Origin of the sequence: Saccharococcus thermophilus, assembly GCF_011761475.1 — a bacterium.
Classification (GTDB): domain Bacteria; phylum Bacillota; class Bacilli; order Bacillales; family Anoxybacillaceae; genus Saccharococcus; species Saccharococcus thermophilus.
This window is the reverse complement of record NZ_JAASRS010000001.1, coordinates 576677-601594: the sequence shown is the minus strand read 5'-3', so window position 1 is coordinate 601594 and position 24918 is coordinate 576677. Positions and strand designations below refer to the sequence as shown.

Genomic DNA, 24918 nt, shown 5'->3' with positions numbered 1-24918 from the left:
ATAACAGCGGTTTCCTTTAGGATACCGCTGTTATTTTTCTAGTGCTAGTTTGTATACCTGGCTTCCTTTTTGTTCTACCGTTAATAATTCAACGGAGCAATTTGGAAAATGCGGGAGCAGCTTTTCTTTTACATACTCTCCCTTCCCAGGCTCGGTAAAGGCTAAAACGGTAGGTCCCGCTCCGCTTAACGCCGCCCCGAATGCCCCGTACTCTACTGCCAGCGTCTCTACAAGCGATAGTTGCGGAACCAATTCTTTCCGGTACGGCTGATGAAACAAATCGGCAGCCATCATTTTGCCGGCAAGCTCCCAATTTTTCGTTAATAGCGCCGCAACCAATACGTTGCTGACCGCGCTTGCCTCGACGGCTTTTTCCCGCTCAAACAGCTGTGGCAGTATGCTTCGCGCTTTTTTTGTTTCTAATTCATAGTCTGGAATGACAGCAACTAAATCCAACTGGATATCGGGAATATGGACGATATCCGTCTCTTGCTTACGGTGACAGCCGATGACAAGCCCCCCATATAAAGAAGCGCCGACATTATCGGGATGCCCTTCGTAGCAGCTGGCCAGCCGCATTTTTTGCTCGAGCGTCAGCGCCAAACCAACAAGCGCGTCAGCCAGTTCAATTCCGGCGACGACCGCTGCCGCGCTGCTTCCCAAACCGCGCGTAAAAGGAATATTGCTGTATACATCTACCGAGCAGCTTGGCAACGTATATCCATACATGTCCGCAACTTGCTCTGCCACTTGATAAATTAAATTTTCCTTCCCTTGTGGAATGGTCTTTACTTCCGGAGTGCGAGGAATAAACTTCCATTCCCCTGCCGGCCTGACTTCTAATGTCAAATAGCGAGAGACGGCAAGACCAACCGAATCAAAGCCGGGTCCCAGGTTTGCTGTGCTAGCGGGCACGATAATTTTTAACATCCCATCTTCTTTCATGAATGGACAACTCCTTGGAGATGTTCAAGCACGATCGTCTCATCATTCGGAAGCACCACTGGTTCGATTTCCGCCGTTTCCATCGCAATGGCTGGGTCTTTTAAACCATTTCCGGTTAGAACCGCGACAACGGTGCTGCCTTTTTCAATTTCATTGCGCTTCCGCTGTTTGATGACTCCAGCAATCGCTGCGCAAGAGGCAGGCTCCGCAAAAATCCCTTCTTTTCTTGCCAGCAGCTTATACGCGGCTAAAATCTCCGCATCGGACACTTCATCAATTTTTCCATGCGATTCTGCGGCCGCTTGAACCGCTTTTTCCCAGCTGGCTGGATTGCCAATGCGAATCGCCGTCGCCACCGTTTCCGGATTTTCAATGACTTGATTGCGGACAATCGCCGCCGCTCCTTCCGCTTCAAACCCGCGCATTTGCGGAAGCCCGGTTTGTTTTGCTGCATGATACTCTTTAAATCCTTTCCAATACGCCGTGATATTGCCCGCGTTGCCGACAGGAATCGCCAGCACATCCGGTGCTTGGCCGAGCTGGTCGCAAATTTCAAACGCCGCCGTTTTCTGCCCTTCAATGCGGTATGGATTGACAGAATTGACAAGAGTAATCGGCGCCATATCGCTGAGACGGCGCACCATTTTCAGCGCTTCATCAAAGTTGCCGTCAATCGCGAAAATCTCGGCGCCATACATGACCGCCTGCGCCAGTTTTCCCATCGCAATTTTACCGTTTGGAATGACGACAATACAACGCATACCTGCTCTTGCCGCGTAGGCGGCGGCGGAGGCGGATGTATTGCCTGTCGAAGCGCAAATAATGGTATGACTGCCGGCTTCTTTCGCTTTTGCCACCGCCATCACCATTCCGCGATCCTTAAACGAGCCCGTCGGATTGGCTCCTTCGACTTTCACATACAGTTCGATTCCTAGCTCTTCCGATAAACGCAGCAGCGGAATGAGCGGCGTATTGCCTTCATTTAACGAAAGCAGCGGCGTCGTTTCATTGATGGGCAAAAATGCACGATATTCTTGCAGCAATCCTTTCCATGCCATCATTTTCCCTCTCCTTCAACGCGATACGAACTTTTCACTTCATGAACGATTTCTAAATCGCGCAATTGCTGCAAAATTTCTTCATAATCTTGCTGCGAGGCGCGGTGCGTCACAATAACAATTTCCGCAAGGTTATTGTCTTTTAGCGGTAATTGCAAAATTTTCTCAAAACTCACGCCACGTTCGGAAAATAGGGTTGTAATTTTCGCAAACGCGCCCACTTGGTCTTTGACATGAATGCGCAAAAAATATTTCGAGAAAATTTCCGCTGGAGATTTTAATTGTTTTTCGTATTGCGGAGCAACGGCGTTATATCCATTTGCCCTTAAGCGCATATTTTTCATGACAGCCACTAAATCAGACACGACCGCCGTCGCCGTTGGCAAGCTACCCGCTCCCGGTCCATAAAACATCGTTTCGCCAACCGCTTCGCCGTAGACATAAATGGCGTTGAATTCGTCATTAACCGAGGCGAGCGGATGCGAGTCCGGAAGAAAGGTTGGCTGGACGCTGACTTCTACTTTGTTTCCCTCCCGATGGGCAATGCCAATTAATTTCATGGTATAGCCCAAACGCTTTCCGTAATTAAGGTCTTCTTCCGTAATCGATGTAATTCCCTTGACTTGCACGTCTTCTAAATCAATGTTCATCGAAAAGCCAAGCCGTGCTAAAATCGCCATTTTCCGCGCTGCATCTAATCCTTCCACATCCGCGGTTGGATCCGCTTCGGCATACCCGAGCGCTTGCGCTTCTGCCAGCGCGTCCTCATAAGAAGCCCCGTGTTTGCACATTTTCGTCAAAATATAGTTCGTTGTGCCGTTGACAATTCCCATCATTTTCGTAATGCGATCAGAGGCGAGACCGTCAACAAGGCTGCGTAAAATTGGGATGCCCCCCGCAACGCTTGCTTCGTAGAACAAGTCACAATGGTGTTCCACCGCTACGCTTAACAGTTCTGATCCATACAAAGCCATTAAATCTTTATTAGCCGTCACAACATGCTTTCCTTGCCGTAGCGCCCGCAGCAAATATTGCCGCGTTTCTTCAATTCCGCCCATCACCTCGATAATCACGTCAATCTCCGGATCATCAATGACGTCTGTCGCGTTCGTGGTCAACAGCGATGGATCGACCTGAACATCCCGCTTTTTATATATATCCCGGACAAGGATTTTTTTGATTTGCACCGGACATCCTACTTGATGCATTAGCCGCTCTTGGTGGTTCTCAATAATTTTTACAACTCCGCTTCCAACCGTACCTAATCCTAATAATCCGACTAAGATTGGCTTTTCCATATTCCCCCGCCCTTTCTGTTTCTCTGTAGTAGACATTTGTATTTTTATAGTAGACATTATAAAAGATATTGCTTTTTTTGGCAATCATTAATTTTTCTCAATATAGAAAATGATTAATATAAAGTGAATTCAGATAATTTTTTTGTAAAAAAACAAGCAGCCTTGTGTCCTAGGGCCGCAAGCTCCATTCTTTGTTGACAAGCGTTTCAGGCTGGTTTCCAGTTAATATGGCAATGATATTGCGGCAGCATACCTCCATCATCTTCGTCCGCGTTTCTTTCGTCGCACTTCCGATATGAGGAAGCGCCACAACATTTGGCAGCTTCAACAATGGATGCGAGGCATCAATCGGCTCCTGCTCAAACACATCTAATCCTGCCCCAGCGATCTCTCCGCTGACAAGCGCCTCATATAACGCTTGTTCGTCCACGATTGCGCCTCTTGCCGCATTAATAAATATCGCAGACCGTTTCATTTTGCGAAATGCTTCTTTGTTAAACATATGCCGCGTTTCCTTTGTCAACGGTGTTAGGCAAACAACAAAATCGGCTGTTTCCAACAGTTTCTCAAAAGAACAATATGTAGCTCCAAGCTGTTTTTCCGCTTCGATGTTGCGGGAACGATTGTGATACAACACGTTCATCTCAAAACCGATGGCTCGTTTGGCTACCGCTGTTCCGATGTTTCCCATACCGACAATGCCGATCGTTTTGTGGTGAACATCGACCCCAGCTAGCAGAAACGGGCTCCAGCTTTTCCACTTTCCTTCTTTGACAAATTGTGCTGCTTCCACCATGCGGCGGGCGGTGGCCAGCAATAAGGCAAATGTTAAATCCGCAGTAGTATCGGTTAATACATCAGGGGTATTGCAAACCGCAATTCCGCATTTCGTTGCGGCCGCAACATCAATATTATCAAAGCCGACGCCCATGTTCGCCACTACTTTTAGTGATTTTCCCGCTTCCAATACCGTTTGATCCACTATATCGGACACCATGGTGAACAACGCATCCGCTTTCTTCGCTTCAGTCATTAGGACATCGCGCGGAACCGATACGTCATCATGCGGCCACATCGCTACTTCCGCAATTGCTTTCATCGGCGCGATAATCTCCTCAGGTAACTTTCTCGTAATAAACACATACGGTCTCTTCATATCATATCGCCACCTTCCCCTTCATGTTTTTCCTTATCTTATCACAACTTGCCTACAAAAAAAACGATGACTTTCTCATCATCGCTAAAGCACATAAGATAGCCAATCCACTTTTGGAAGATAAAGCCGGCGGCTTGACAAACCAACAATGTCGGCAAACGAGGCAAGAAATTGCTCATACTCGCGCGAACGGGCGATGATGCTCTGCAGCGCATGCACATATTGATTTTTTTCTCGTTCATCACCTGTCATATAATAACCTTCGACACACTCAAAATAATGAAGCGGAAACAGAAGGCGAGCGTATACAAGCCGCCAAGCAAATGGAGACAAAGGGGTGTGGCGTTCATAATCACGGAAAAATTGCCTTATCTCGCCGGCAGAATCATACTGTCTTTGGACGTATAGGTGGCGGACCCACTCCGCCAAATCCCTTGCACAATGATCGTACACCCAATCGGTTGGCAGCTTCTGCTCCTTCCCTTCCGCCCATCCGGCATTTGAAAACCGTTCATGGCAAAAGGTGGCATAATCAACGCCGACCGGCTCTACATCCAGCTCCGTATCGGCAACATATTGGATCGCGTTTTCGGCAAGTCCAAGATAGTATGGAAACGACTCAACAAAGAGCCGATCAAACATCGTTTCCATCCCCATGGCCATTTTATTTTTCCAAAATCCCTCCATTTGATCGACTCGTTTCCCCCAAAGTTCTTTCCATTGGCCGATCCGTCGGCAGTGAACGAACGGAAGCGGACACGTGCGGCCGCGTTGATGAAATTTCGCTAACTCCCGCCCTACGGAAATATTCCTTGCATACGGCAGGAGCGGCGTACGAACAATAACAATGGGTTGTTCATTTCTATAATAAGCAACGAGCTTGCCTGATTTTGTCTGCACAAACGATGCGACCATCATATCCCCTTTGGATATTAAATAATCGCTCATTTTTTGCAGTTCCTCCAGTTCCGCTTCGCTGCGTCCGTAAACAGGGATAACGGTATAACACTGATTTTTATGGATAAATGTATAATACCGACCGTTTTTTTTCATCCGCTCTGCTGCAATATTATATTCCTGGCGAATCCATGCTTCCATTGCTTCCCCCTCCTTTTAACAGTAATATATGAGACGTTTTGCCAAAAAATCTGTATTTCTTCATCGCAAGCATCTATGTTTACAGAAACGACACATTTATGCCATCATAAACATATATAATAAAAAAAACTTTCTGAAGAAATAGGTGACGCCCATGAAAGAACCAATTATGAACAATCTGGAACAAACCGCTCGCCAATGGCTGGAAGAGCGAGGGGTGACAATCAAAGATATTGCTGAACTTGTATATTACCTACAATCGAAGTACCATCCTAATTTGAAACTGGAAGAATGTATCGAAAATGTAAACCGTGTCATTGCGAAACGCGAAGTGCAAAACGCGATCCTAACCGGCATTCAGCTTGATAAATTAGCCGAAGAGGGCAAATTAGACGAACCGCTGCAGTCCATTATTCATCGCGATGAAGGGCTATATGGGGTGGACGAAATTTTAGCGTTGTCGATCGTTAACGTATACGGATCGATCGGCTTTACGAACTATGGATATATTGATAAACAAAAGCCGGGCATTTTGCAATATTTAAATGACAAATCAACCGGAAAATGCAATACGTTTTTAGATGATATCGTCGGCGCTATTGCTGCCGCTGCTTCAAGCCGCTTGGCGCATCGGGCTGCGAATACGGAATAAGCATGGCTTTATGGGCAAAAAAGCCGCCGCTCTTCGAGCAAAAGAGCGACGGCTTTCAAATGCGGTCCATCCATTCCCGCAATGAATCGACAGTATAAGTCGGTTGTTTTTCATACTGTTTCAGCAATTCTTTTGTCGTCACTCCTGTATGGACAAGCAGCGTATCGATGCCGGCGTTCATCCCCGCCATAATATCGGTATCGTAATAATCGCCGATCATCAATGTTTCCTCTCTTGGAATCCCTAGCACTTTTAACGCCTGTTCCATAATCACTTTCTCCGGTTTGCCAATAAAAATCGGTTGCACTTGCGTCGATACCGCGACAACGGCCGTAAGCGAGCCATTTCCCGGCAGCAACCCTCGTTCGGTCGGAATCGCGATATCAGCATTGGTCGAAATAAACGTCGCGCCGTTGCGCACGGCTAAGCAGGCAATGGCCAGCTTCTCGTACGTAATGCTGCGGTCAATGCCCATCACGACGAAGTCCGCGTCTTCTTTTGCGAACGTAAATCCTTTTTCCTCAAGTGCGGTGCGAATTCCTTCTTCCCCAATTACATAAACAGAAGCATCTGGTTTTCTTTCAAATATATAATTGGCTGTCGCCTGGCTTGTCGTAAAGACATGTTCCGCTGTCGCCGGAACGCCGAAGGACTGCAATTTCTCCGCTACTTGCGCTGGTGTGCGCGATGAGTTATTTGTCACAAATAAATATGGAATGCCTTTCCGATGCAATTCCTTTACAAAGTCGCGGGCTTCCGCGATGCATTCGGTCCCGCGGTACATCGTTCCGTCTAAATCGATTAAATAACCGTTATACTTTTTCAACGTTTTCACCCCTTCTTCATCTTGCACATATACCCAACTTTATAAAAACAAGAGAAAAATGTCAAAAAGTAAACACGCTTCAACAAACTACAGAAGCGTGTTTTCTATGCAATGAAAACGCTGCCGTTTAATTGCGAAACGCCGATACCGGACCAAGCTCATTTTCTAAATAAGTGCGCACGGCTGTTGGATACGCTTGCAGAGCGGCAAAATATTTTTGCATATCCTCCACTAATTTCGCGTGATCGACGTTCGTATAATGGTGCACCAGCATTTTCCGATGGGCAATCATTGCTTTTAATCCCTTGGCATCCTCGTCTGTTATCACCTTTTCGTCGGTTAAAATATCAATGATATCTTCATAACTGCCTGGGTCTCTCATAATAAACCCGTCAATCATCGCATTTCCCACATCTAAAATCGCTTCAATCACTAGATGGACGATCCGTTCCAACGCAAGTCGGGATAATTCGTCATCCCAATCTGCTTTTTCCTTATAAATATGCAGCATTTTTTCCATATAACGTAATGTTTCCTCGATTTTATTGCGGTCGACAAAATACATTGTGACTTCCTCCCGTATTGTTCTTTTTTTATTGTACCATAATTAACAAGACATTTCTCCTACCGTCTGCTATGATGGAAATAAACTTCAATGTTTACTGGAGGTCATGGCCAATGAGTGAGCGTTTTTACTTATATGATGATACCGTCGAAACAAAAACGCGCTTCGTTAGCTTTTTAGGAGAGCGGCAACGGTTCGACTTGGCGATCATCCAAACGGATCGCTTCTACGGAAAATATTTAGTTCTTGACTTGCAAAGCAACCGTTTTGCCATCATCGGTCAAGATGATCTAGAGGAACCGGGATATTTAGAGCACGCTTATCGTCTAAGCGAGGAAGACGCAAACGATTTGCGGGCGTTTTTGTACGAATGCATTTCATAGTCACCTTCGCATTCGGGAACATTATAAACAATCCCGGAAACGAGGAAGGTGAAATGGATGGAAGAGAGAGAAAAATATAGCGACTTCTCCACCGTGGAAAAGCAGAAAAATTTTTTAACGGCGGAAGAATTTCCGGAAGGACCGTATGGGTCGCCGCGCCGCGACGATGAACCGGTCGAAAATAAAAGCACCCCATGGAAAAAAGGGCAGCGCCATTACAGTGCGTTTAACTATGAATTCAAATCATTCCATCAAAATATTCCAAGACGGGATCCTGGGGCACATCCTCCGCATGACGATCCGCGGGAAAACGAGCAATTTCCGTACGGCCAGGATGAATGGATGCGCGGCTACCCTCTTTCATGAGGATAGCCGCGCTTCGTGTTACCGTTTTATTTTGCGAAGCACAAAATAGGCGCAGCCAAAATTGCAATATTCATACAAATATTCCGATAAGGTGCTGATTTTCGTATCATATGTCGCCTTTTGGTTATAGTCATCAAAAAAGCCGCGCAAACGGAGCTGGTTATATCCCCAATCCCCGACAATATAATCATACTTGCTTAAAATGTCGGCATACCGCGCGCGAAACGCCTCTTCATTAAAGGCATTTTTTACGTTTTCCACCAGTTCGTAACAAATATTATTAATGCATATCATCGTTTTCACCTTGCCTTTCCACTTTCATCATAAACGATGAAGCGCTCCCAATCAATTACTGTTATTGAAGTTCAGCAAGAGAATCATCCTAAAGGTGAAGGGGGTGTTGACAATGAGAACTGCATTGCTTGCGGTCACATTAACGACGGCTGTAGCATTAACAGGCTGCGCGCAAATGGCGCGTGATGACAATACTGATATATATAAACGGAGCGGCAATACGATGAATGTCACCGACCGCAACGATTTATATAACGAAAATGGGGTGCCGAATGGCGACGATACGCCAATGAATAACTTTGGCTACGTCCGTCACCAAAAAAGTCCCATTCGCGGCGATGCCAATCTGTATAACAACATGCCGACATTTAACCGTGAACGCGCCGCTGATTTAATCAGCAAGCTTTGTACACAGCTACCAAACGTAAAAGATGTTGCGACATTGGTCACCGATGAAGAAGTGTTAGTCGTCTATGATACCGATACAAAAAATCGCCAGGAAACTGCTGACCAAGTAAAAAGGACCGCGCTTTCCGTCGTTCCCCGTTATTATCATGTATATGTGGCCGATAATCCGCAGCTGATGAAAGAAATTGAACGTTTCGGGCGTTTGGATTCCAACAGCCGGAATATCGATCAAATCATCAATAGCACGATTCGAGAAATGTTGAAATATCCGCAAGGCAGGAAGCTAAGCGATGGGGAAAATGAAAATGGTGAAATGATCAATGAAGCAAATGATCATCTCGATCACGATTTCCATGACGGAACACCAAAACCGACAAAAGCAACCCGATAACAGAAAAAAACGGTCTGTCTTCATCATTACAGAAGGCAAGACCGTTTTTCACGTCTTTATGCTTTCATTTGTCGCGCCGCTGAAGCCGCATTGACTTGTTCATCTGCATGGTAGGAAGAACGAACGAGCGGGCCGGCTTCGCAATGAGTAAATCCCTTGCTCAAGGCAATTTCTTTTAACTCTCTAAACTCATCCGGATGGTAATATTTTACTACTTTTAAATGTTTTTTCGTCGGTTGTAAATATTGGCCAATCGTTAAAATATCGACATGATTGGCGCGCAAATCATCCATTGCTTCAATAATTTCTTCTTTTGTTTCCCCAAGGCCAACCATAATGCTTGATTTCGTTGGAATATCCGGTTGTAATTCTTTGGCACGGCGCAAAAATTCAAGCGAACGTTCATAAGTGGCACGCGCGCGCACTCTTGGCGTCAGACGTCGCACCGTTTCAATATTATGGTTTAAAATATCTGGACGGGCATCCATCAGCGTTTTTAAATTCTCATATACCCCTCCCATATCGGAAGGCAATACTTCAATCGTCGTAAACGGATTTTTGCGGCGGATGGCACGAACCGTTTCCGCAAACACGGCGGCGCCGCCGTCTTTTAAGTCATCGCGGGCGACAGCGGTGACGACAACGTGTTTTAAGTTCATGATGCGGACGGACTCCGCGACGCGTTCCGGTTCTTGCCAATCAAGTTCCGTCGGCAAGCCTGTTTTAACCGCACAAAAGCGGCAGGCACGAGTGCACACGTTTCCTAAAATCATAAATGTCGCCGTTCTCCGCACTGCCCAACATTCATGGATGTTTGGGCATTTCGCTTCCTCACATACCGTATGTAATCGGTTTTCACGCATTAATTTCTTTAACCCGGTATAATTTTCATTTGTATTTAATTTTATTTTCAACCACTCTGGTTTGCGAAGATGCTCTTCTTTTGTCGACATCGTTCTCACTCCAATAAATTTTATTTACACTTTTCATTATAAAAAAAACAAACGCTAAACACAAAAGAATTAGCCGTTTCCATAAACTTACCGCTTTTTTACATTAATGAAAAACGCCATTCTCCTCAAACTAACTATATGAGACGGACGGAAAGGGGGAGAAATGGGTGTGCCGATGGATACTTGTCATATGGGCCGCTGCCTTGCTAATCATGCCAATGAAAACATTGGCGGCAGAAAAAATGGACGAAGACGTAATATATGAAAAACGAATGGAACTATACAAAAAAGCGGAGGCGGTCTCGTGCATTCCTTGGTATTACTTTGCGGCGATCGACCAATATGAGCGCCACGTCCGTCAAGTGCGCCGCGATTTGCCAAAACCGACCGGCGCGCTTGGGATCTATATCAAGCCGGAAATTTGGGCCGGTCCGTTAAATAAAAATCCCTATGATACGAATCCATTTACGATTTCACAATTTGGCGGCCTTGGCATCGATGGCAATGGAGACGGCATCGCCAATCGTAAAGATGATGAAGATGTTATTTTTGCGATCGCCCGTTATTTGCAAATGTACGGAATCGATCATCAGCATATTAAAATGGCGCTTTGGAATTATTATCAGCGCAGCAAAACGGTCGATTTGATTTTAGGAAAAGTAAAAATTTACAAAAAGTATCAAACGCTCAAGTTAGATGGGCATGTATTTCCGCTTCCACTTCGCGCCAATTACAGCTATCGCGATACATGGGGGGATGCAAGGGGCTGGGGCGGACGCCGCATGCACGAAGGAACGGACATTTTTGCCGACTACGGTGTCCCTGTGCGATCCACGTGCTATGGAATCGTCGAATTAAAAGGATGGAACAAATACGGCGGATGGAGGGTCGGCATTCGCGATATTAATAATACGTACCACTATTTCGCCCACTTAAACGGCTTCTCCGCTAACTTGCGTGAAGGGCAGATCGTCGAGCCAGGAATGGTGATCGGCTCGGTCGGCAGTTCCGGCTACGGTCCGCCGGGAACAGCAGGAAAATTCCCGCCGCACCTTCATTACGGGATGTACAAAGATAACGGTTATACGGAATGGTCATTTGATCCGTATCCGCACCTAAAGTCGTGGGAACGCATGGAAAGGCGAAAGACAAAATAGGGAGGTCCACACGAAATCGACCTCCTTTTGCCATTTATCGCGCTACGTATTTTGTTTTGCTTTCCCTACCTAGCAATGAACAATGCATCTTTTTTCCCGTACAGTCCTCCTAAATGGATCATCCAACCAGACTGAGCCAAGATATTGTAAATGGATGTTTCTACTTCGCCCTTATTTTTTGTAAGCGCTTTCTAATACTCTCATCCTGCTTTGGTGCTAGCTTTCCAATTACGGATTTGCGCAAGCAAGAAGTAGCAGAAGGGTTGGACCGCCCGATCGGTGTGGTGCCGACGTGGCTTACGGAACCCATCCAGAAAACTTCCGATGCAGGCATCGAGTAGAAGGAGACCTTTTTCTTCTACGCAGAAGCTTCTTCGATGGAGGTGGTAAGAAACTCCCACCTCTTCATGGAATGAAGGTGGGAGAGGTTCATTGTCCTCCTAAATACGCTTTCTTCACCTGTTCGCTTGCATTTAGTTCCTGTGCGGTTCCTGACAGGACGACCCGCCCTGACTCAATGACATATGCCCGATCTGCTATGGACAGCGCCATATTCGCGTTTTGCTCGACTAATAAAATAGTCGTCCCGAAGGAATTAATTTCTTCAATGATGCGAAAAATGGTTTTCACCAACAATGGCGCCAATCCCATCGATGGTTCATCCAGCAACAGAAGGCGAGGACGGGCCATTAAAGCGCGGCCGATCGCCAGCATCTGTTGTTCTCCGCCCGATAAAGTTCCGGCGAGCTGTTTTCTCCGTTCATAAAGGCGTGGGAACAGCTGGTACACCTTTTCGAAGTCTTGCTGAATTCCAGGCTTATCTTTTCGTAAAAAAGCACCCAGTTCCAAGTTTTCTTCCACGGTCATATTGGCAAAAATACGGCGGCCTTCTGGAACATGGGAAATCCCTTGTTTCACAATCGTTTGCGCGGCTTTGCCTGCAATAGACTTTCCTTCGTATAAAATATCTCCTTTTTTCGGTTTTAACAGTCCGGAAATCGTCTTTAGCAATGTGCTTTTGCCGGCGCCATTCGCGCCGATTAAGGTAACGATTTCGCCTTTTTTTACTTCGAGCGAAACCCCTTTTAATGCTTGGATATTTCCGTAAAATACATCGATGCTTTCGACTTGTAGCACGTTAAGAAACCTCCTCGCCAAGATATGCCTCGATTACTTTAGGATTATTTCTTACTTCCTCCGGTGTGCCATGCGCGATCATCTGTCCATGGTCAAGCACATAAATTCGTTCACATATCCCCATCACGAGAGACATATCATGCTCAATAAGCAAAATGGTCAAACCAAACTTCTCTCTGATAAAAGCAATCAAGCTCATTAATTCTCTCGTTTCCTGCGGATTCATGCCTGCCGCAGGCTCATCAAGCAAAAGCAGCTTCGGATGCGCGGCAAGAGCTCTGGCAATTTCTAAACGGCGTTGCTGTCCATATGGCAAATTTTTCGCCTTTTCATACATAACATGTTCGAGCTTAAAAATCTTTAAAAATTCTACCGCTTTTTCTTCTATTTCTTTTTCGCCAGCAAAATGGGAAGGAAGGCGAAAGATCGAGCTAAAAATAGAATGGCGAGCGAGAGAGTGATAGGCGACTTTTACATTATCCAATACGGAAAGCTCCCCAAACAGCCGAATATTTTGGAATGTACGGCTGATTCCTTTGCGTGTAATTTTATATGGCGGCAGACCGTTTAGCTTTTCGTTGTCAAGCACAATGCTTCCTTCGGTCGGTTCGTAGACGCCTGTTAACAAGTTAAAAAAAGTGGTTTTCCCTGCCCCGTTTGGTCCTATGAGTCCAACTAATTCTCCCTTTTTCAATTCCATATTGACGTCAGATAAAGCTCTCAGCCCGCCAAATTGAATGCCGACGTGTTCCGCTTTAAGCAACGGTGTGCTTGTTGTCATTTCCGATTCCCCCTTCCGTCGCTCTGCGCAGCTTAAAGAAAGATGTCAATTCTTTTGTGCCTAACAATCCTTTCGGACGGTACAACATAACTAAAATAAGAACAATGCTATAGATAATCATCCGAGTTTCTGGATAATCTTGCAGGAATGTCGAGACAACCGTTAATAAGATAGCAGCGATCACCGCGCCAGACATGCTTCCAAGTCCGCCAAGCACGACAAAAATCAAAATATCAAATGATTTCAAAAAGCCAAAGTTAGTCGGCTGAATAATATAAAAATGATGGGCATAAAGACATCCCGCAATTCCAGCAAAAAAAGACCCGATGACAAAAGCGGCTACTTTATAATACGTCGTGTTAATTCCCATCGAATCCGCCGCGATTTCATCCTCTCGAATCGAGATGCAGGCCCGTCCATGGGTCGAATTCGTAAAATTGGCAATGACAATAATCGTAATAAGCAGGCAGGCAAACACCCATGGCCAAGTTGTGAGGTTGGTTACCATCATACCGCTGGCGCCGCCAACATAATCCACGTTTAGCAAGGTGATTCGTACGATTTCCCCAAAACCAAGCGTAGCAATCGCTAAATAATCGCCCTTTAACCGAAGGCTAGGAATACCAATCAAAAGCCCGGCTACCGCAGCAGCAATGCCGCCAACAAGCAATGCAAGCGCAAACGGCATCTGCAGCTTCATTGTCATAATCGCCGATGCATAGGCTCCCACGGCAAAAAATCCCGCATGGCCAATGGAAAACTGCCCCGTGACCCCGATGATTAAATGAAGGCTGACAGCGAGTATAATATTAATGACCATGAAAAATAACGTATTGATATAAAAAGAATTGAGTATTTGTCCAGATATTAACACCTGAACCACAACAAAAAAGATCAGTGCCAATACAATGGAGATCCAAAATCCACTTGTCCGCTTCCAAGTTGCCATTGCTCCCTACCATCCTTTACACTTTTTCTCTTACGTTTTTACCGAATAATCCGGCCGGCCGGAAAATGAGAATTAAAATAAGAATGATAAAAGCCGCTCCATCGCGCCAAAGCGAATAACCAAGGCCGCTTACGAGTGATTCGATGACGCCAAGCACCAGGCCGCCAACCATTGCACCTGGAATAATGCCGATTCCACCTAACACCGCAGCTACGAAAGCTTTTAACCCAGGTATAATTCCCATTAGCGGTTCGATTTTGATATAGTAAATGCCAAAAATAACGCCTGCTGCGCCCGCCAAAGCGGAACCGACAGCAAATGTGGCTGATATCGTATTATCCACATTAATCCCCATCAAGCGGGCGGCTTCTGCATCATGCGAAACAGCGCGCATCGCCTTTCCTATTTTTGTTTTATACACGATCAGCTGAAGGAGAATCATTAGTACAATGGACGTCCCAAGGATCAATAGCGATTGACTGTTGATAATGACGCCAAATATCTCCAGTTTTTTATCAGGAAGCAATGTGCTAGGATACGCTTCTGGCTGAGCACCACGCAGATAAATGGTTCCGTATTCAATCAAAAGCGAAACTCCGATCGCAGTGATCAGCACCGCTATTCTAGTGGCGTTCCGTAACGGTTTATAAGCTATCCTTTCAATGCATACCCCTAAAACCGCACAAGCGGCCATTGCTAGGAGAAGTGCTGGAAAAAACCCTACATGCAAGGCTGTGACAGCATAAAATCCAACGAAAGAACCGATCATAAATACATCGCCGTGCGCAAAATTAATGAGGCGCACAATTCCATATACCATCGTATATCCAAGCGCAATCAGTGCATAGATGCTTCCGAGTGAAATCCCGTTAACTAGTTGCTGAATGAGTTCCATATTCGCACTCTCCTTAAAGAAGACTGTTTCTTTTGTTTAGAAAAAATTTGGAATAGGGGGCGTACCCCCTATCCTCTGCATGATATTATGGATTCACTTTTGTTTTGAATTGTTGCTGACCGTCCTTATATTCGAGAATCGTAACAGATTTCACTGGATCATGGTTTTTATCCAGCGTCAACATTCCCGATACAAGGGAGAGATCTTTCGTTTGCGCAAGAGCGTCTTTAATTTTCACCGGGTCTGCGCTTCCGGCACGTTTGATGGCGTCAGCAAGGAAATATGCCGTATCATATCCAAGCGCATTGAAGGCATCTGGAGATTTATTGTATTTCGCTTTAAATGCTTTTACGAAATTTTGGATTTTTTGATCTGGGTCATTCGAAGAATAGTGGTTTGTAATAAACGTATTATTCAATGCGTCTTTCCCAGCGATTTCCACCAATTTCGGTGAATCCCATCCATCACCGCCCATAATCGGCACATTAATGCCGAGCTCACGCGCCTGTTTGACGATAAGGCCTACTTCTTCATAATAGCCAGGCAAGAAAATGAATTCCGGATTAGCCGCTTTGATGCGGGTAAGCGTAGCGCGGAAATCCGTGTCTTTGGCGACGTAAGCTTCTTCCGCTACAATTTTGCCGCCTTCTTTTTCAAACACTTCTTTAAACGCAGCAGCAAGCCCTTTCGAATAGTCGCTGGAGCTGTCAATCAGCACCGCGGCATTTTTTACTTTTAAATTATTGAGCGCAAATTTCGCGGCGACTTTCCCTTGGAAAGGATCAATAAAGCATGTCCGGAATACGAAATCATTTACTTTGCCGTCTTTATTCGTAATCGTAGGGTTTGTTCCCGTTGGCGTAATTAACGGAATTTTGTTGTCTTGTGCCACTTGGACTTGTGCCAGCGTGTTGGTGCTTGTTGCCGCCCCAATAATCGCTGCTACTTTGTCCTGGCTAATGAGCTTGATCGCGCCGTTCGTCGCTTCGGCTGCATCCGATTTGTTGTCTACTTTCACAAGTTCCAGTTTCTTTCCATTGACACCTTCTTTGTTTATTTCTTCCAAGGCTAGATCCAATCCTTCGGCAATCGACTGTCCAAATGAAGCAACTCCGCCGGATAATTCAAGATCGGCGCCAATTTTAATCGTATCGCCGCCTCCTCCACTGCTGCCGCCTAAGGAGTTGTTTGTCGCCTGCTGTCCTGAGCATCCTGCCATGACACCAGCAGTTAATGCCAGTGATAGAAAAATACTAGCTAATCTTTTCTTCTTCATCCTTTGTCCCCCCATTGTAATTTTTCAAAAAATTCAGTTTAATGAGTGCGTTTTTTCTCTCTTTTGCCACACCCTTTCTATATATTTTTTCAAATAACACAATAATAAAACTATTTTTAATTTAATATAATATTACAAAATTTTTTACTCCTCGTCTAGTTGTTTTCTTCCTCACATTTCGCACCCTAACAAGGTCAAAACAAAGGATTTTTTATTTAGTTTTTCAGAATAACTTTTTGACCAACACAACGAGCGATGGCAATCCTTTTTTTACCATCGCTGGTCGTTCCGTATCACGTTACACGTAGATGCTCTCATCCATGCCCAATCCCTGCAGAATCCTTCGCTGATCAGGGGTAAGGGAGCGATCCAGTGAGCGTTGGATGCGCCCATCCGGCAGCTTGAACAGGACGACGTTCACATATTGAAACAGCTGAAAAATCGCCTGTCCCGTCGGCCGGGTCAGCTTGCGGCCTCCAGGACCCTTCAACGGGTGTTCTGGAGTAATAAACTGACGCACTCGGCGCTGAAAAACGCGGTAAATAGCCAAGGCCAACAGAAACAAATAGCCTAATACTGCGACCCGTTCTGGTTTTTTGACGTAAATCTCATCCGTGAAAAACGGATCTTTCAAAAAAGCGAAGTTCATTTCCACCGAGATCTGCCCTTTATACAGCTTCAAGATCTCTTGGGCATCCATGGGTTGGCCCTTCCATTCCTTCGGAACGGTCGTGACAAGGACAAACCGGGACGCTTTCCGTCTCGCCTGTTCCCACGCGTCTTGGTCGAATTCGACGTCAAGGTGCAAGAAATACAGCGTCTCCACCTCGGGTTCCGCCCCTTTTTTCGGCCGTCCGCGCCGTTTTTTCAGGCGTACGATCTCTTCGACCGCGGCCTCAACCCGATGAAACCGGGGGCGAAGGGACGCCTTGAGGGACGCCAAGGCTTGTTCGGCATCTTCCCGGCAGGAGAAGGGGTGACGCTCCCAACGGGCTTGTTCCTCGCGAAGAAGCTCCGCTTCTTTGGTTCGTTCTTTTTCAAGCGTCTTTCCTTTTCGCTGGTCGAGCGCGCTCGATTCAACAACGATCAGCCGAACGGGGTGGCCTTCATACGTCGAGGCCGTTTCCCATACCCGGTACGTGGCGCCGTTTCTCTCCGCCAACGTAAAGGGATCGCTCCACGTCGTGTCCTCAGCATCCGCTTCGGCCAGCGCGGTTTTCACGATCCGGAGCGACGAAGGGCCTCTGGTGATCAAAAAGGCGTTGGCCGCTTTGGTTTGCGCCAGGGTCTCTTTCGTCATCGCGGCGGAATCGGCCACGTAAATCCATTCGTCTTCGATTTTGGCCTGCTTCAGCTGTTCATGGACACGAGACAGCACCTCGGGATTCCATGTTTTATCGGGCAGGTTGCCATCGTGCACATCGCCGTAAAACGGGATGCCGTCCTCGTTGCCGACCAGTCCGAAACCGATCTGTTTTTGCCAACGATGATGGCGGTTGTAGCCATGTGTGATTTGTAAGGCCTCTAACGAGGCCGATTCATACGCGCCGTAAACGGTCTTGTCCGTCGTATCGGCGTGGAAGGCTCGGAGGGAAAGGCCTTCTTTTCGATAAATATGAATCAAGCAAGTGCTGATGACGTTGTGAATGCCAGCCTCATACAGGCGATCGAGATGACGGGCCAACGCATCGTCGTTCAACCAGGAAGGATGGAGATCGGGACGGATGAGTTTCTCACAATCGACCTCCTGAGCCCAATGTTCCAAGTGAACAAGGGCTTGCCGGCCGTCAAACACATTGTAGAGGATGGCCTGAACGGCATCGCTGACTCGCGTTTGGCACTGCGGATCGACGGGCACGAGATGGTCAATCAATTGAGGCAGACCCAGTTTCTTGAATAGGGCACTTATTATATTCAAATAAGAATTGCGATAGACCTTTTTGACTTGAACGTTCATAAGTGAAAAACTCCTTTACGTTCCTTGTGTGTCAAGGATTCATTCGACATCGGAACGAAAAAATCCTCCCGATTTTCGTCGAGAGGGTGCGAAATGTGAGGTACCAATGTTTGCCGGTCTATTTCAACACTCTTTTATAATAAAACACTAAAATGTTTGCGTTCACCGCCATAAATCTCTACAATTATTTATTTGAAGAAACAAATTTGGCTAAAGCGAGGTACATACCGTGAACAACATGAATCCGAAATCATTAATCGTGATTTTTGGCGCTACGGGGGATTTGGCAAAGCGCAAACTATTCCCCTCCATTTACCGCTTATACGAAAAAGGAAATTTGTCTGAGGAGTTTGCGGTTGTCGGAGTCGCACGCCGACCGCTGTCCAATGACGAATTTCGCAACTATGTCCGCGAATCGATAGAAAACGCGCTCCAGCAAGAGCTAAACCATGAGCAATTCGTATCCCATTTTTATTATCATCCGTTTGATGTGACCGATACCGCCTCCTATCAACAGCTAAAGTCGCTGCTTGAGGAGCTTGATGGCATATACCATAGCGATGGAAACCGCATTTTTTATTTGGCGATGGCGCCCGAATTTTTCGGTACGGTTACATCGCGTCTAAAATCGGAAGGCCTCACGGCAACCAACGGCTGGAAGCGCCTCGTCATTGAAAAACCGTTTGGTCATGATTTCGAAAGCGCCCGCAAACTGAATGAAGAAATTCGCCAAGCATTTTCGGAAAACGAAATTTACCGGATCGACCATTATCTTGGCAAAGAAATGGTGCAAAACATTGAAGTCATCCGTTTTTCGAACGCGATTTTCGAACCGCTTTGGAACAACCGTTTTATTTCCAACATTCAAATTACCTCAAGCGAAACGCTTGGCGTCGAGGACCGCGGTCGCTATTACGACCATTCAGGGGCGCTGCGCGATATGGTGCAAAACCATATGCTGCAGATGGTCGCGCTCTTGGCGATGGAGCCGCCGATTAAACTGACGACCGATGACATCCGCAACGAAAAAGTGAAAGTGCTGCGCGCGCTTCGCCCGATTTCCCATGACGAAGTAGATCAATATTTTGTGCGCGGTCAATACGGCAGAGGCGTGGTGAACGGAAAAGAAGTCATCGGCTATCGCGAAGAGAACAACGTCGATCCAAACTCCAACACCGAAACATTTGTTGCTGGAAAGCTGATGATCGACAATTTCCGCTGGGCCGGCGTGCCATTTTACATTCGCACCGGCAAACGGATGGCGGAAAAATCAACGAAAATTGTTGTTCAATTTAAAGATATACCTATGAACTTGTATTATCGAACAAATGAAAAAATCCAGCCAAACTTATTGATTATTCACATTCAGCCGGATGAAGGCATCACCCTTCATTTAAACGGCAAAAAAAGCGGCGAAATCATGAAAACAGCTCCGATTGAATTAGACTACTGCTACAACTGCATCGATGGCATTAACACGCCGGAAGCGTATGAAAAACTGTTGTATGACTGCATGCGCGGCGACGCCACCAACTTTACGCACTGGGACGAAGTAGCCGCGTCGTGGCAGTTTGTCGATCCGATTTCCGAAGTATGGGAAAACACAAAAGCCGATGATTTTCCAAACTATGAAGCTGGCTCGATGGGACCGAAAGCATCCGATATGCTTCTAGCAAAAGACGGATTTCATTGGTGGCCGATTTACCACCCTAAACAATAACGAAGGGAGCTAATAAAACGATGAAATTTTATGACGTGACCGCACCGATTTTTGAAGGAATGCCGGTGTATAAAAACAAAACGGAAAAACAGCCGAAACTGACGAGCGTGACTAATGATTATGTGACCGAATCGCGCATCGACATGGATGTGCATACCGGCACGCACATTGACGCGCCGCTCCATATGGTCAAAGGCGGCGACACGTTTGAAACGATTTCCCTCGACCGCCTCGTCGGTCCATGCAAATTGTTTGATTTGACGCATGTGAACGACAAAATTACAAAAGACGACATCGCAGCGTTAGATATTCAAGAAAACGATTTTGTCTTATTCAAGACGAAAAACTCGCTAGAAGACGCGTTTAATTTTGAATTCATTTACGTTGCCGAAGATGCAGCGCGATACCTTGCCGATCAAAAGGTACGCGGAGTTGGCATCGACGCCTTAGGCATTGAACGGAGCCAGCAGGGGCACCCGACGCATAAAACGTTATTTTCCGCGGGAGTGATCGTCATTGAAGGGCTGCGGCTAAAAGATGTACCAGAAGGTTCGTACTTTATGGTCGCCGCCCCGCTCAAACTCGTCGGCACGGACGCCGCGCCAGCGCGTGTACTATTATTTACGGAAAGTTTATAAAAGAAACATGAAGCACCCTTAGCCTGAGCCAAGGGTGCTTTCTCTTTTTGGCCGCAATGACGCTAAAACGTCTTTACAAAAAACATAACCCCAACCGCCAAACGGTTGGGGTTTTCCTCTATTATTTTTTCAGCCACTCTGTATGGAAAATGCCTTCTTTATCAATGCGCTCATACGTATGCGCACCAAAATAGTCGCGCTGTGCCTGAATTAAGTTTGCCGGCAATGTTTCCGTCCGGTAGCTGTCGTAATAAGCTAATGCGCTTGAGAATGCCGGAACCGGAATCCCGCGCATCACGGCCACCGCAATAATTTCGCGCAGCGCTTCCTGATAATTTTCAACGATGTCTTTGAAATACGGGTCGAGCAATAAGTTTGGCAGCTGCGGATCGCGGTCGTACGCCTCTTTAATTTTTTGCAAAAATTGCGCGCGAATGATGCAGCCGCCGCGGAAAATCATCGCGATATTGCCGTACTGCAAGTTCCAGTTATATTCCTCAGACGCTGCTTTCATTTGCGCAAAGCCTTGGGCATACGAACAAATTTTGCTCATGTACAGCGCGCGGCGCACCGCTTCGATAAAGTGATCGCGGTCGCCTTCAAACGGCTTCACCGCCGGACCGGAAAGGAGCTTGCTTGCTTTCACGCGTTCATCTTTCATCGCTGAAATAAAGCGGGCAAACACCGATTCTGTGATGATTGGAAGCGGCACTCCTAAATCAAGCGCATTTTGGCTTGTCCATTTTCCCGTGCCTTTTTGACCCGCCTTGTCCAAAATGACATCGACAAGCGGCTTGCCTGTTTCTTCATCGATTTTCGTGAAAATATCAGCCGTAATTTCAATTAAATAGCTGTTTAATTCGCCTTTATTCCATTCAGCAAATACTTCATGCAATTCTTGCGCGTTTAAACCAAGAACATGCTTTAATAAAAAGTACGCTTCGGCAATAAGCTGCATATCCCCGTATTCAATGCCATTATGCACCATTTTTACATAGTGGCCGGCGCCATCCGGACCGATGTACGTCGTGCATGGCTCGCCGTCCACTTTCGCGGCGATCGCTTCAAAAATTGGGCGCACAAGCTCATGTGCTTCTTTTTGGCCACCAGGCATAATCGACGGACCTTTTAACGCGCCTTCTTCGCCGCCGGAAACGCCCGTACCGATAAAATGAATGCCAAGTTCCGCTAATTCTTTATTGCGGCGTTGTGTATCTTTGAAATACGTATTGCCGCCGTCGATTAAAATATCGCCTTTTTCTAGATATGGCTTTAATTGTTCAATTGTTGCATCCGTTGGTGCGCCTGCTTTCACCATTAACAAAATTTTACGCGGCTTTTCAAGCGCATTGACAAATTCTTCGATGCTATATGTACCGACAATATTTTTTCCTTGCGCTTCTTGCAAAAATTCGTCCGTTTTTTCCCGAGAACGGTTGTACACGGCAACGGAATATCCCTTGCTTTCGATATTTAACGCAAGGTTTTTTCCCATTACTGCTAACCCAATGACGCCAATTTGTTGTTTTGCCATCGTCAAACGTTCCTTTCTATAACTTTTTATTTGTTCATGAAAGAACATACCACAGTTCATTTGGTACCGTCAAGAATTTTGTGTAATGTAAATGGGGTAGGGTTTCTCTGAAATGGATTTGAATTGATAGGGGACTGATTTTCTCCACACAGGAGACTGAATATTCAGTCTCTTGTGTGGAAAGGGAGAATCCCCTTATTTTGTTTATTTACAATATTTGGTTAACAATAACGTTCTTCAAACATTCGTTGAAGGGCTTCCTGCGCTTCGGCAAATCCTCTTAACTTTCGCCCTGCCCATTTCTCATTAAAATCTTGGATGGTCAAATACACGACTTTTTCCGCGGCTTCTAAACTGCTCAAACTGTTCATCGGCTTTAGACGTTTCCGAATCTCTTTGATCGTTCGTTCGATGACATTCGTCGTGTAAATCACACTTCTAATACTGCTTGGATAATCCATAAATGTAAGGAGGACATCCAACTCATTGGCCCAAGATTGAACTTCTCTTGGATATTTGCTGGACCATTTCGACTCAAACTGTTGAAACATTTGTAACTCACATTTCGCACCCTAACAAGGTCAAAACAAAGGATTTTTTATTTAGTTTTTCAGAATAACTTTTTGACCAACACAACGAGCGATGGCAATCCTTTTTTTACCATCGCTGGTCGTTCCGTATCACGTTACACGTAGATGCTCTCATCCATGCCCAATCCCTGCAGAATCCTTCGCTGATCAGGGGTAAGGGAGCGATCCAGTGAGCGTTGGATGCGCCCATCCGGCAGCTTGAACAGGACGACGTTCACATATTGAAACAGCTGAAAAATCGCCTGTCCCGTCGGCCGGGTCAGCTTGCGGCCTCCAGGACCCTTCAACGGGTGTTCTGGAGTAATAAACTGACGCACTCGGCGCTGAAAAACGCGGTAAATAGCCAAGGCCAACAGAAACAAATAGCCTAATACTGCGACCCGTTCTGGTTTTTTGACGTAAATCTCATCCGTGAAAAACGGATCTTTCAAAAAAGCGAAGTTCATTTCCACCGAGATCTGCCCTTTATACAGCTTCAAGATCTCTTGGGCATCCATGGGTTGGCCCTTCCATTCCTTCGGAACGGTCGTGACAAGGACAAACCGGGACGCTTTCCGTCTCGCCTGTTCCCACGCGTCTTGGTCGAATTCGACGTCAAGGTGCAAGAAATACAGCGTCTCCACCTCGGGTTCCGCCCCTTTTTTCGGCCGTCCGCGCCGTTTTTTCAGGCGTACGATCTCTTCGACCGCGGCCTCAACCCGATGAAACCGGGGGCGAAGGGACGCCTTGAGGGACGCCAAGGCTTGTTCGGCATCTTCCCGGCAGGAGAAGGGGTGACGCTCCCAACGGGCTTGTTCCTCGCGAAGAAGCTCCGCTTCTTTGGTTCGTTCTTTTTCAAGCGTCTTTCCTTTTCGCTGGTCGAGCGCGCTCGATTCAACAACGATCAGCCGAACGGGGTGGCCTTCATACGTCGAGGCCGTTTCCCATACCCGGTACGTGGCGCCGTTTCTCTCCGCCAACGTAAAGGGATCGCTCCACGTCGTGTCCTCAGCATCCGCTTCGGCCAGCGCGGTTTTCACGATCCGGAGCGACGAAGGGCCTCTGGTGATCAAAAAGGCGTTGGCCGCTTTGGTTTGCGCCAGGGTCTCTTTCGTCATCGCGGCGGAATCGGCCACGTAAATCCATTCGTCTTCGATTTTGGCCTGCTTCAGCTGTTCATGGACACGAGACAGCACCTCGGGATTCCATGTTTTATCGGGCAGGTTGCCATCGTGCACATCGCCGTAAAACGGGATGCCGTCCTCGTTGCCGACCAGTCCGAAACCGATCTGTTTTTGCCAACGATGATGGCGGTTGTAGCCATGTGTGATTTGTAAGGCCTCTAACGAGGCCGATTCATACGCGCCGTAAACGGTCTTGTCCGTCGTATCGGCGTGGAAGGCTCGGAGGGAAAGGCCTTCTTTTCGATAAATATGAATCAAGCAAGTGCTGATGACGTTGTGAATGCCAGCCTCATACAGGCGATCGAGATGACGGGCCAACGCATCGTCGTTCAACCAGGAAGGATGGAGATCGGGACGGATGAGTTTCTCACAATCGACCTCCTGAGCCCAATGTTCCAAGTGAACAAGGGCTTGCCGGCCGTCAAACACATTGTAGAGGATGGCCTGAACGGCATCGCTGACTCGCGTTTGGCACTGCGGATCGACGGGCACGAGATGGTCAATCAATTGAGGCAGACCCAGTTTCTTGAATAGGGCACTTATTATATTCAAATAAGAATTGCGATAGACCTTTTTGACTTGAACGTTCATAAGTGAAAAACTCCTTTACGTTCCTTGTGTGTCAAGGATTCATTCGACATCGGAACGAAAAAATCCTCCCGATTTTCGTCGAGAGGGTGCGAAATGTGAGTTCTTCTTTAAATTGAAAAGCTGTTTCGCAGATAGAT

24 protein-coding genes and 1 pseudogene are annotated in these 24918 nt (G+C 46.5%); 7 read left to right on the top strand and 18 right to left on the bottom strand.

The features are described from left to right. Positions 1-30: 30 nt before the first annotated feature. From thrB to yutH, 5 genes are all read right to left on the bottom strand, one after another. Positions 31-945, bottom strand: coding sequence for a homoserine kinase (thrB, locus tag BDD39_RS03215; protein ID WP_166908062.1), 915 nt, complete (start codon positions 943-945; stop codon positions 31-33). Beyond that, the gene (gene thrC, locus BDD39_RS03210; RefSeq protein ID WP_166908060.1) at positions 942-2003 is read right to left on the bottom strand and encodes a threonine synthase; all 1062 of its coding nucleotides are present in this window, start codon (positions 2001-2003) and stop codon (positions 942-944) included. Before thrC ends, thrB begins: the two co-directional genes overlap by 4 nt. Further along, entirely contained in the window at positions 2003-3301 is a 1299-nt protein-coding gene (locus BDD39_RS03205) for a homoserine dehydrogenase (protein ID WP_166908058.1), read from the bottom strand. The genes thrC and BDD39_RS03205 overlap by 1 nt, the downstream gene beginning before the upstream one ends. A 169-nt stretch (positions 3302-3470) precedes the next feature. Continuing rightward, the gene (locus BDD39_RS03200; RefSeq protein ID WP_166908056.1) at positions 3471-4457 is read right to left on the bottom strand and encodes a 2-hydroxyacid dehydrogenase; all 987 of its coding nucleotides are present in this window, start codon (positions 4455-4457) and stop codon (positions 3471-3473) included. An 84-nt stretch (positions 4458-4541) separates the two neighbouring features. Next, positions 4542-5555 carry a spore coat putative kinase YutH gene (gene yutH / locus BDD39_RS03195; RefSeq protein WP_166908054.1) on the bottom strand — a complete coding sequence of 338 codons (1014 nt, stop codon included), beginning with the start codon at positions 5553-5555 and terminating at the stop codon, positions 4542-4544. A 154-nt stretch (positions 5556-5709) separates the two neighbouring features. Here yutH and BDD39_RS03190 point away from each other — a divergent pair, with 154 nt between their 5' ends. After that, entirely contained in the window at positions 5710-6207 is a 498-nt protein-coding gene (locus BDD39_RS03190) for a phosphatidylglycerophosphatase A family protein (protein WP_166908052.1), read from the top strand. Between the two features lie 55 nt (positions 6208-6262). Here BDD39_RS03190 and BDD39_RS03185 read toward each other — a convergent pair whose 3' ends face one another. Continuing rightward, a complete protein-coding gene (locus BDD39_RS03185) occupies positions 6263-7033 on the bottom strand; it encodes a TIGR01457 family HAD-type hydrolase (RefSeq protein WP_166908050.1) in 771 nt (256 codons plus the stop codon). Between the two features lie 127 nt (positions 7034-7160). Then, positions 7161-7598, bottom strand: coding sequence for a type VII toxin-antitoxin system HepT family RNase toxin (hepT, locus tag BDD39_RS03180; protein ID WP_166908048.1), 438 nt, complete (start codon positions 7596-7598; stop codon positions 7161-7163). A 113-nt stretch (positions 7599-7711) separates the two neighbouring features. Between hepT and BDD39_RS03175 the strand changes: the two genes are divergently transcribed. Beyond that, positions 7712-7981 (top strand): DUF3055 domain-containing protein, encoded by a 270-nt coding sequence (locus tag BDD39_RS03175; protein WP_166908046.1) that lies wholly within the window; start codon positions 7712-7714, stop codon positions 7979-7981. 57 nt (positions 7982-8038) lie between these two features. Beyond that, entirely contained in the window at positions 8039-8347 is a 309-nt protein-coding gene (locus BDD39_RS03170; RefSeq protein ID WP_166908044.1) for a cytosolic protein, read from the top strand. A gap of 18 nt (positions 8348-8365) precedes the next feature. Here the strand turns inward: BDD39_RS03170 and BDD39_RS03165 are convergent, their stop codons facing one another. Continuing rightward, positions 8366-8641 (bottom strand): YutD family protein, encoded by a 276-nt coding sequence (locus tag BDD39_RS03165; protein WP_017434790.1) that lies wholly within the window; start codon positions 8639-8641, stop codon positions 8366-8368. A gap of 112 nt (positions 8642-8753) precedes the next feature. Here BDD39_RS03165 and BDD39_RS03160 point away from each other — a divergent pair, with 112 nt between their 5' ends. Beyond that, positions 8754-9440 carry a YhcN/YlaJ family sporulation lipoprotein gene (locus BDD39_RS03160; RefSeq protein WP_166908042.1) on the top strand — a complete coding sequence of 229 codons (687 nt, stop codon included), beginning with the start codon at positions 8754-8756 and terminating at the stop codon, positions 9438-9440. Positions 9441-9496: 56 nt separating this feature from the next. Here the strand turns inward: BDD39_RS03160 and lipA are convergent, their stop codons facing one another. After that, complete coding sequence (gene lipA, locus BDD39_RS03155) at positions 9497-10393, bottom strand: lipoyl synthase (RefSeq protein WP_166908040.1); 897 nt, start codon at positions 10391-10393, stop codon at positions 9497-9499. Between the two features lie 212 nt (positions 10394-10605). Between lipA and BDD39_RS03150 the strand changes: the two genes are divergently transcribed. Further along, entirely contained in the window at positions 10606-11550 is a 945-nt protein-coding gene (locus BDD39_RS03150) for a M23 family metallopeptidase (RefSeq protein WP_208404452.1), read from the top strand. Between the two features lie 429 nt (positions 11551-11979). Here the strand turns inward: BDD39_RS03150 and BDD39_RS03145 are convergent, their stop codons facing one another. From BDD39_RS03145 to BDD39_RS03120, 6 genes are all read right to left on the bottom strand, one after another. Next, positions 11980-12687: an ATP-binding cassette domain-containing protein gene (locus BDD39_RS03145; RefSeq protein ID WP_166908036.1), complete on the bottom strand. Its 708-nt coding sequence runs from the start codon at positions 12685-12687 to the stop codon at positions 11980-11982. Between the two features lies 1 nt (position 12688). Then, positions 12689-13468: an ABC transporter ATP-binding protein gene (locus BDD39_RS03140; protein ID WP_166908034.1), complete on the bottom strand. Its 780-nt coding sequence runs from the start codon at positions 13466-13468 to the stop codon at positions 12689-12691. Beyond that, positions 13443-14417, bottom strand: a complete 975-nt coding sequence (locus BDD39_RS03135; protein WP_166908032.1) for a branched-chain amino acid ABC transporter permease — start codon at positions 14415-14417, stop codon at positions 13443-13445. Before BDD39_RS03135 ends, BDD39_RS03140 begins: the two co-directional genes overlap by 26 nt. 16 nt (positions 14418-14433) lie before the next feature. Beyond that, positions 14434-15312, bottom strand: a complete 879-nt coding sequence (locus BDD39_RS03130; protein WP_166908030.1) for a branched-chain amino acid ABC transporter permease — start codon at positions 15310-15312, stop codon at positions 14434-14436. 85 nt (positions 15313-15397) lie between these two features. Then, on the bottom strand, positions 15398-16588 hold the full coding sequence (locus tag BDD39_RS03125) for an ABC transporter substrate-binding protein (RefSeq protein WP_166908027.1): 1191 nt from the start codon (positions 16586-16588) through the stop codon (positions 15398-15400). 298 nt (positions 16589-16886) lie between these two features. Further along, positions 16887-18545 carry an IS1634 family transposase gene (locus BDD39_RS03120; protein ID WP_015863777.1) on the bottom strand — a complete coding sequence of 553 codons (1659 nt, stop codon included), beginning with the start codon at positions 18543-18545 and terminating at the stop codon, positions 16887-16889. A gap of 238 nt (positions 18546-18783) precedes the next feature. Here BDD39_RS03120 and zwf point away from each other — a divergent pair, with 238 nt between their 5' ends. Together zwf and BDD39_RS03110 are read left to right on the top strand one after the other, a co-directional pair. Beyond that, on the top strand, positions 18784-20265 hold the full coding sequence (gene zwf, locus BDD39_RS03115; protein ID WP_208404451.1) for a glucose-6-phosphate dehydrogenase: 1482 nt from the start codon (positions 18784-18786) through the stop codon (positions 20263-20265). 20 nt (positions 20266-20285) lie between these two features. Continuing rightward, positions 20286-20903, top strand: coding sequence for a cyclase family protein (locus BDD39_RS03110; RefSeq protein WP_166908023.1), 618 nt, complete (start codon positions 20286-20288; stop codon positions 20901-20903). 121 nt (positions 20904-21024) lie between these two features. On the opposite strand, the gene gndA is transcribed toward BDD39_RS03110, so the two are convergent. The 3 genes and pseudogenes from gndA to BDD39_RS03095 all read right to left on the bottom strand — a co-directional run bounded on the left by gndA (position 21025) and on the right by BDD39_RS03095 (position 24781). Continuing rightward, positions 21025-22437 carry an NADP-dependent phosphogluconate dehydrogenase gene (gene gndA / locus BDD39_RS03105; RefSeq protein ID WP_166908021.1) on the bottom strand — a complete coding sequence of 471 codons (1413 nt, stop codon included), beginning with the start codon at positions 22435-22437 and terminating at the stop codon, positions 21025-21027. Positions 22438-22658: 221 nt separating this feature from the next. Then, a pseudogene (locus BDD39_RS03100) lies at positions 22659-22994 on the bottom strand (transposase); the annotation flags it as partial. A 128-nt stretch (positions 22995-23122) separates the two neighbouring features. Further along, positions 23123-24781, bottom strand: coding sequence for an IS1634 family transposase (locus BDD39_RS03095; protein WP_015863777.1), 1659 nt, complete (start codon positions 24779-24781; stop codon positions 23123-23125). Between the last annotated feature and the right edge of the window lie 137 nt (positions 24782-24918).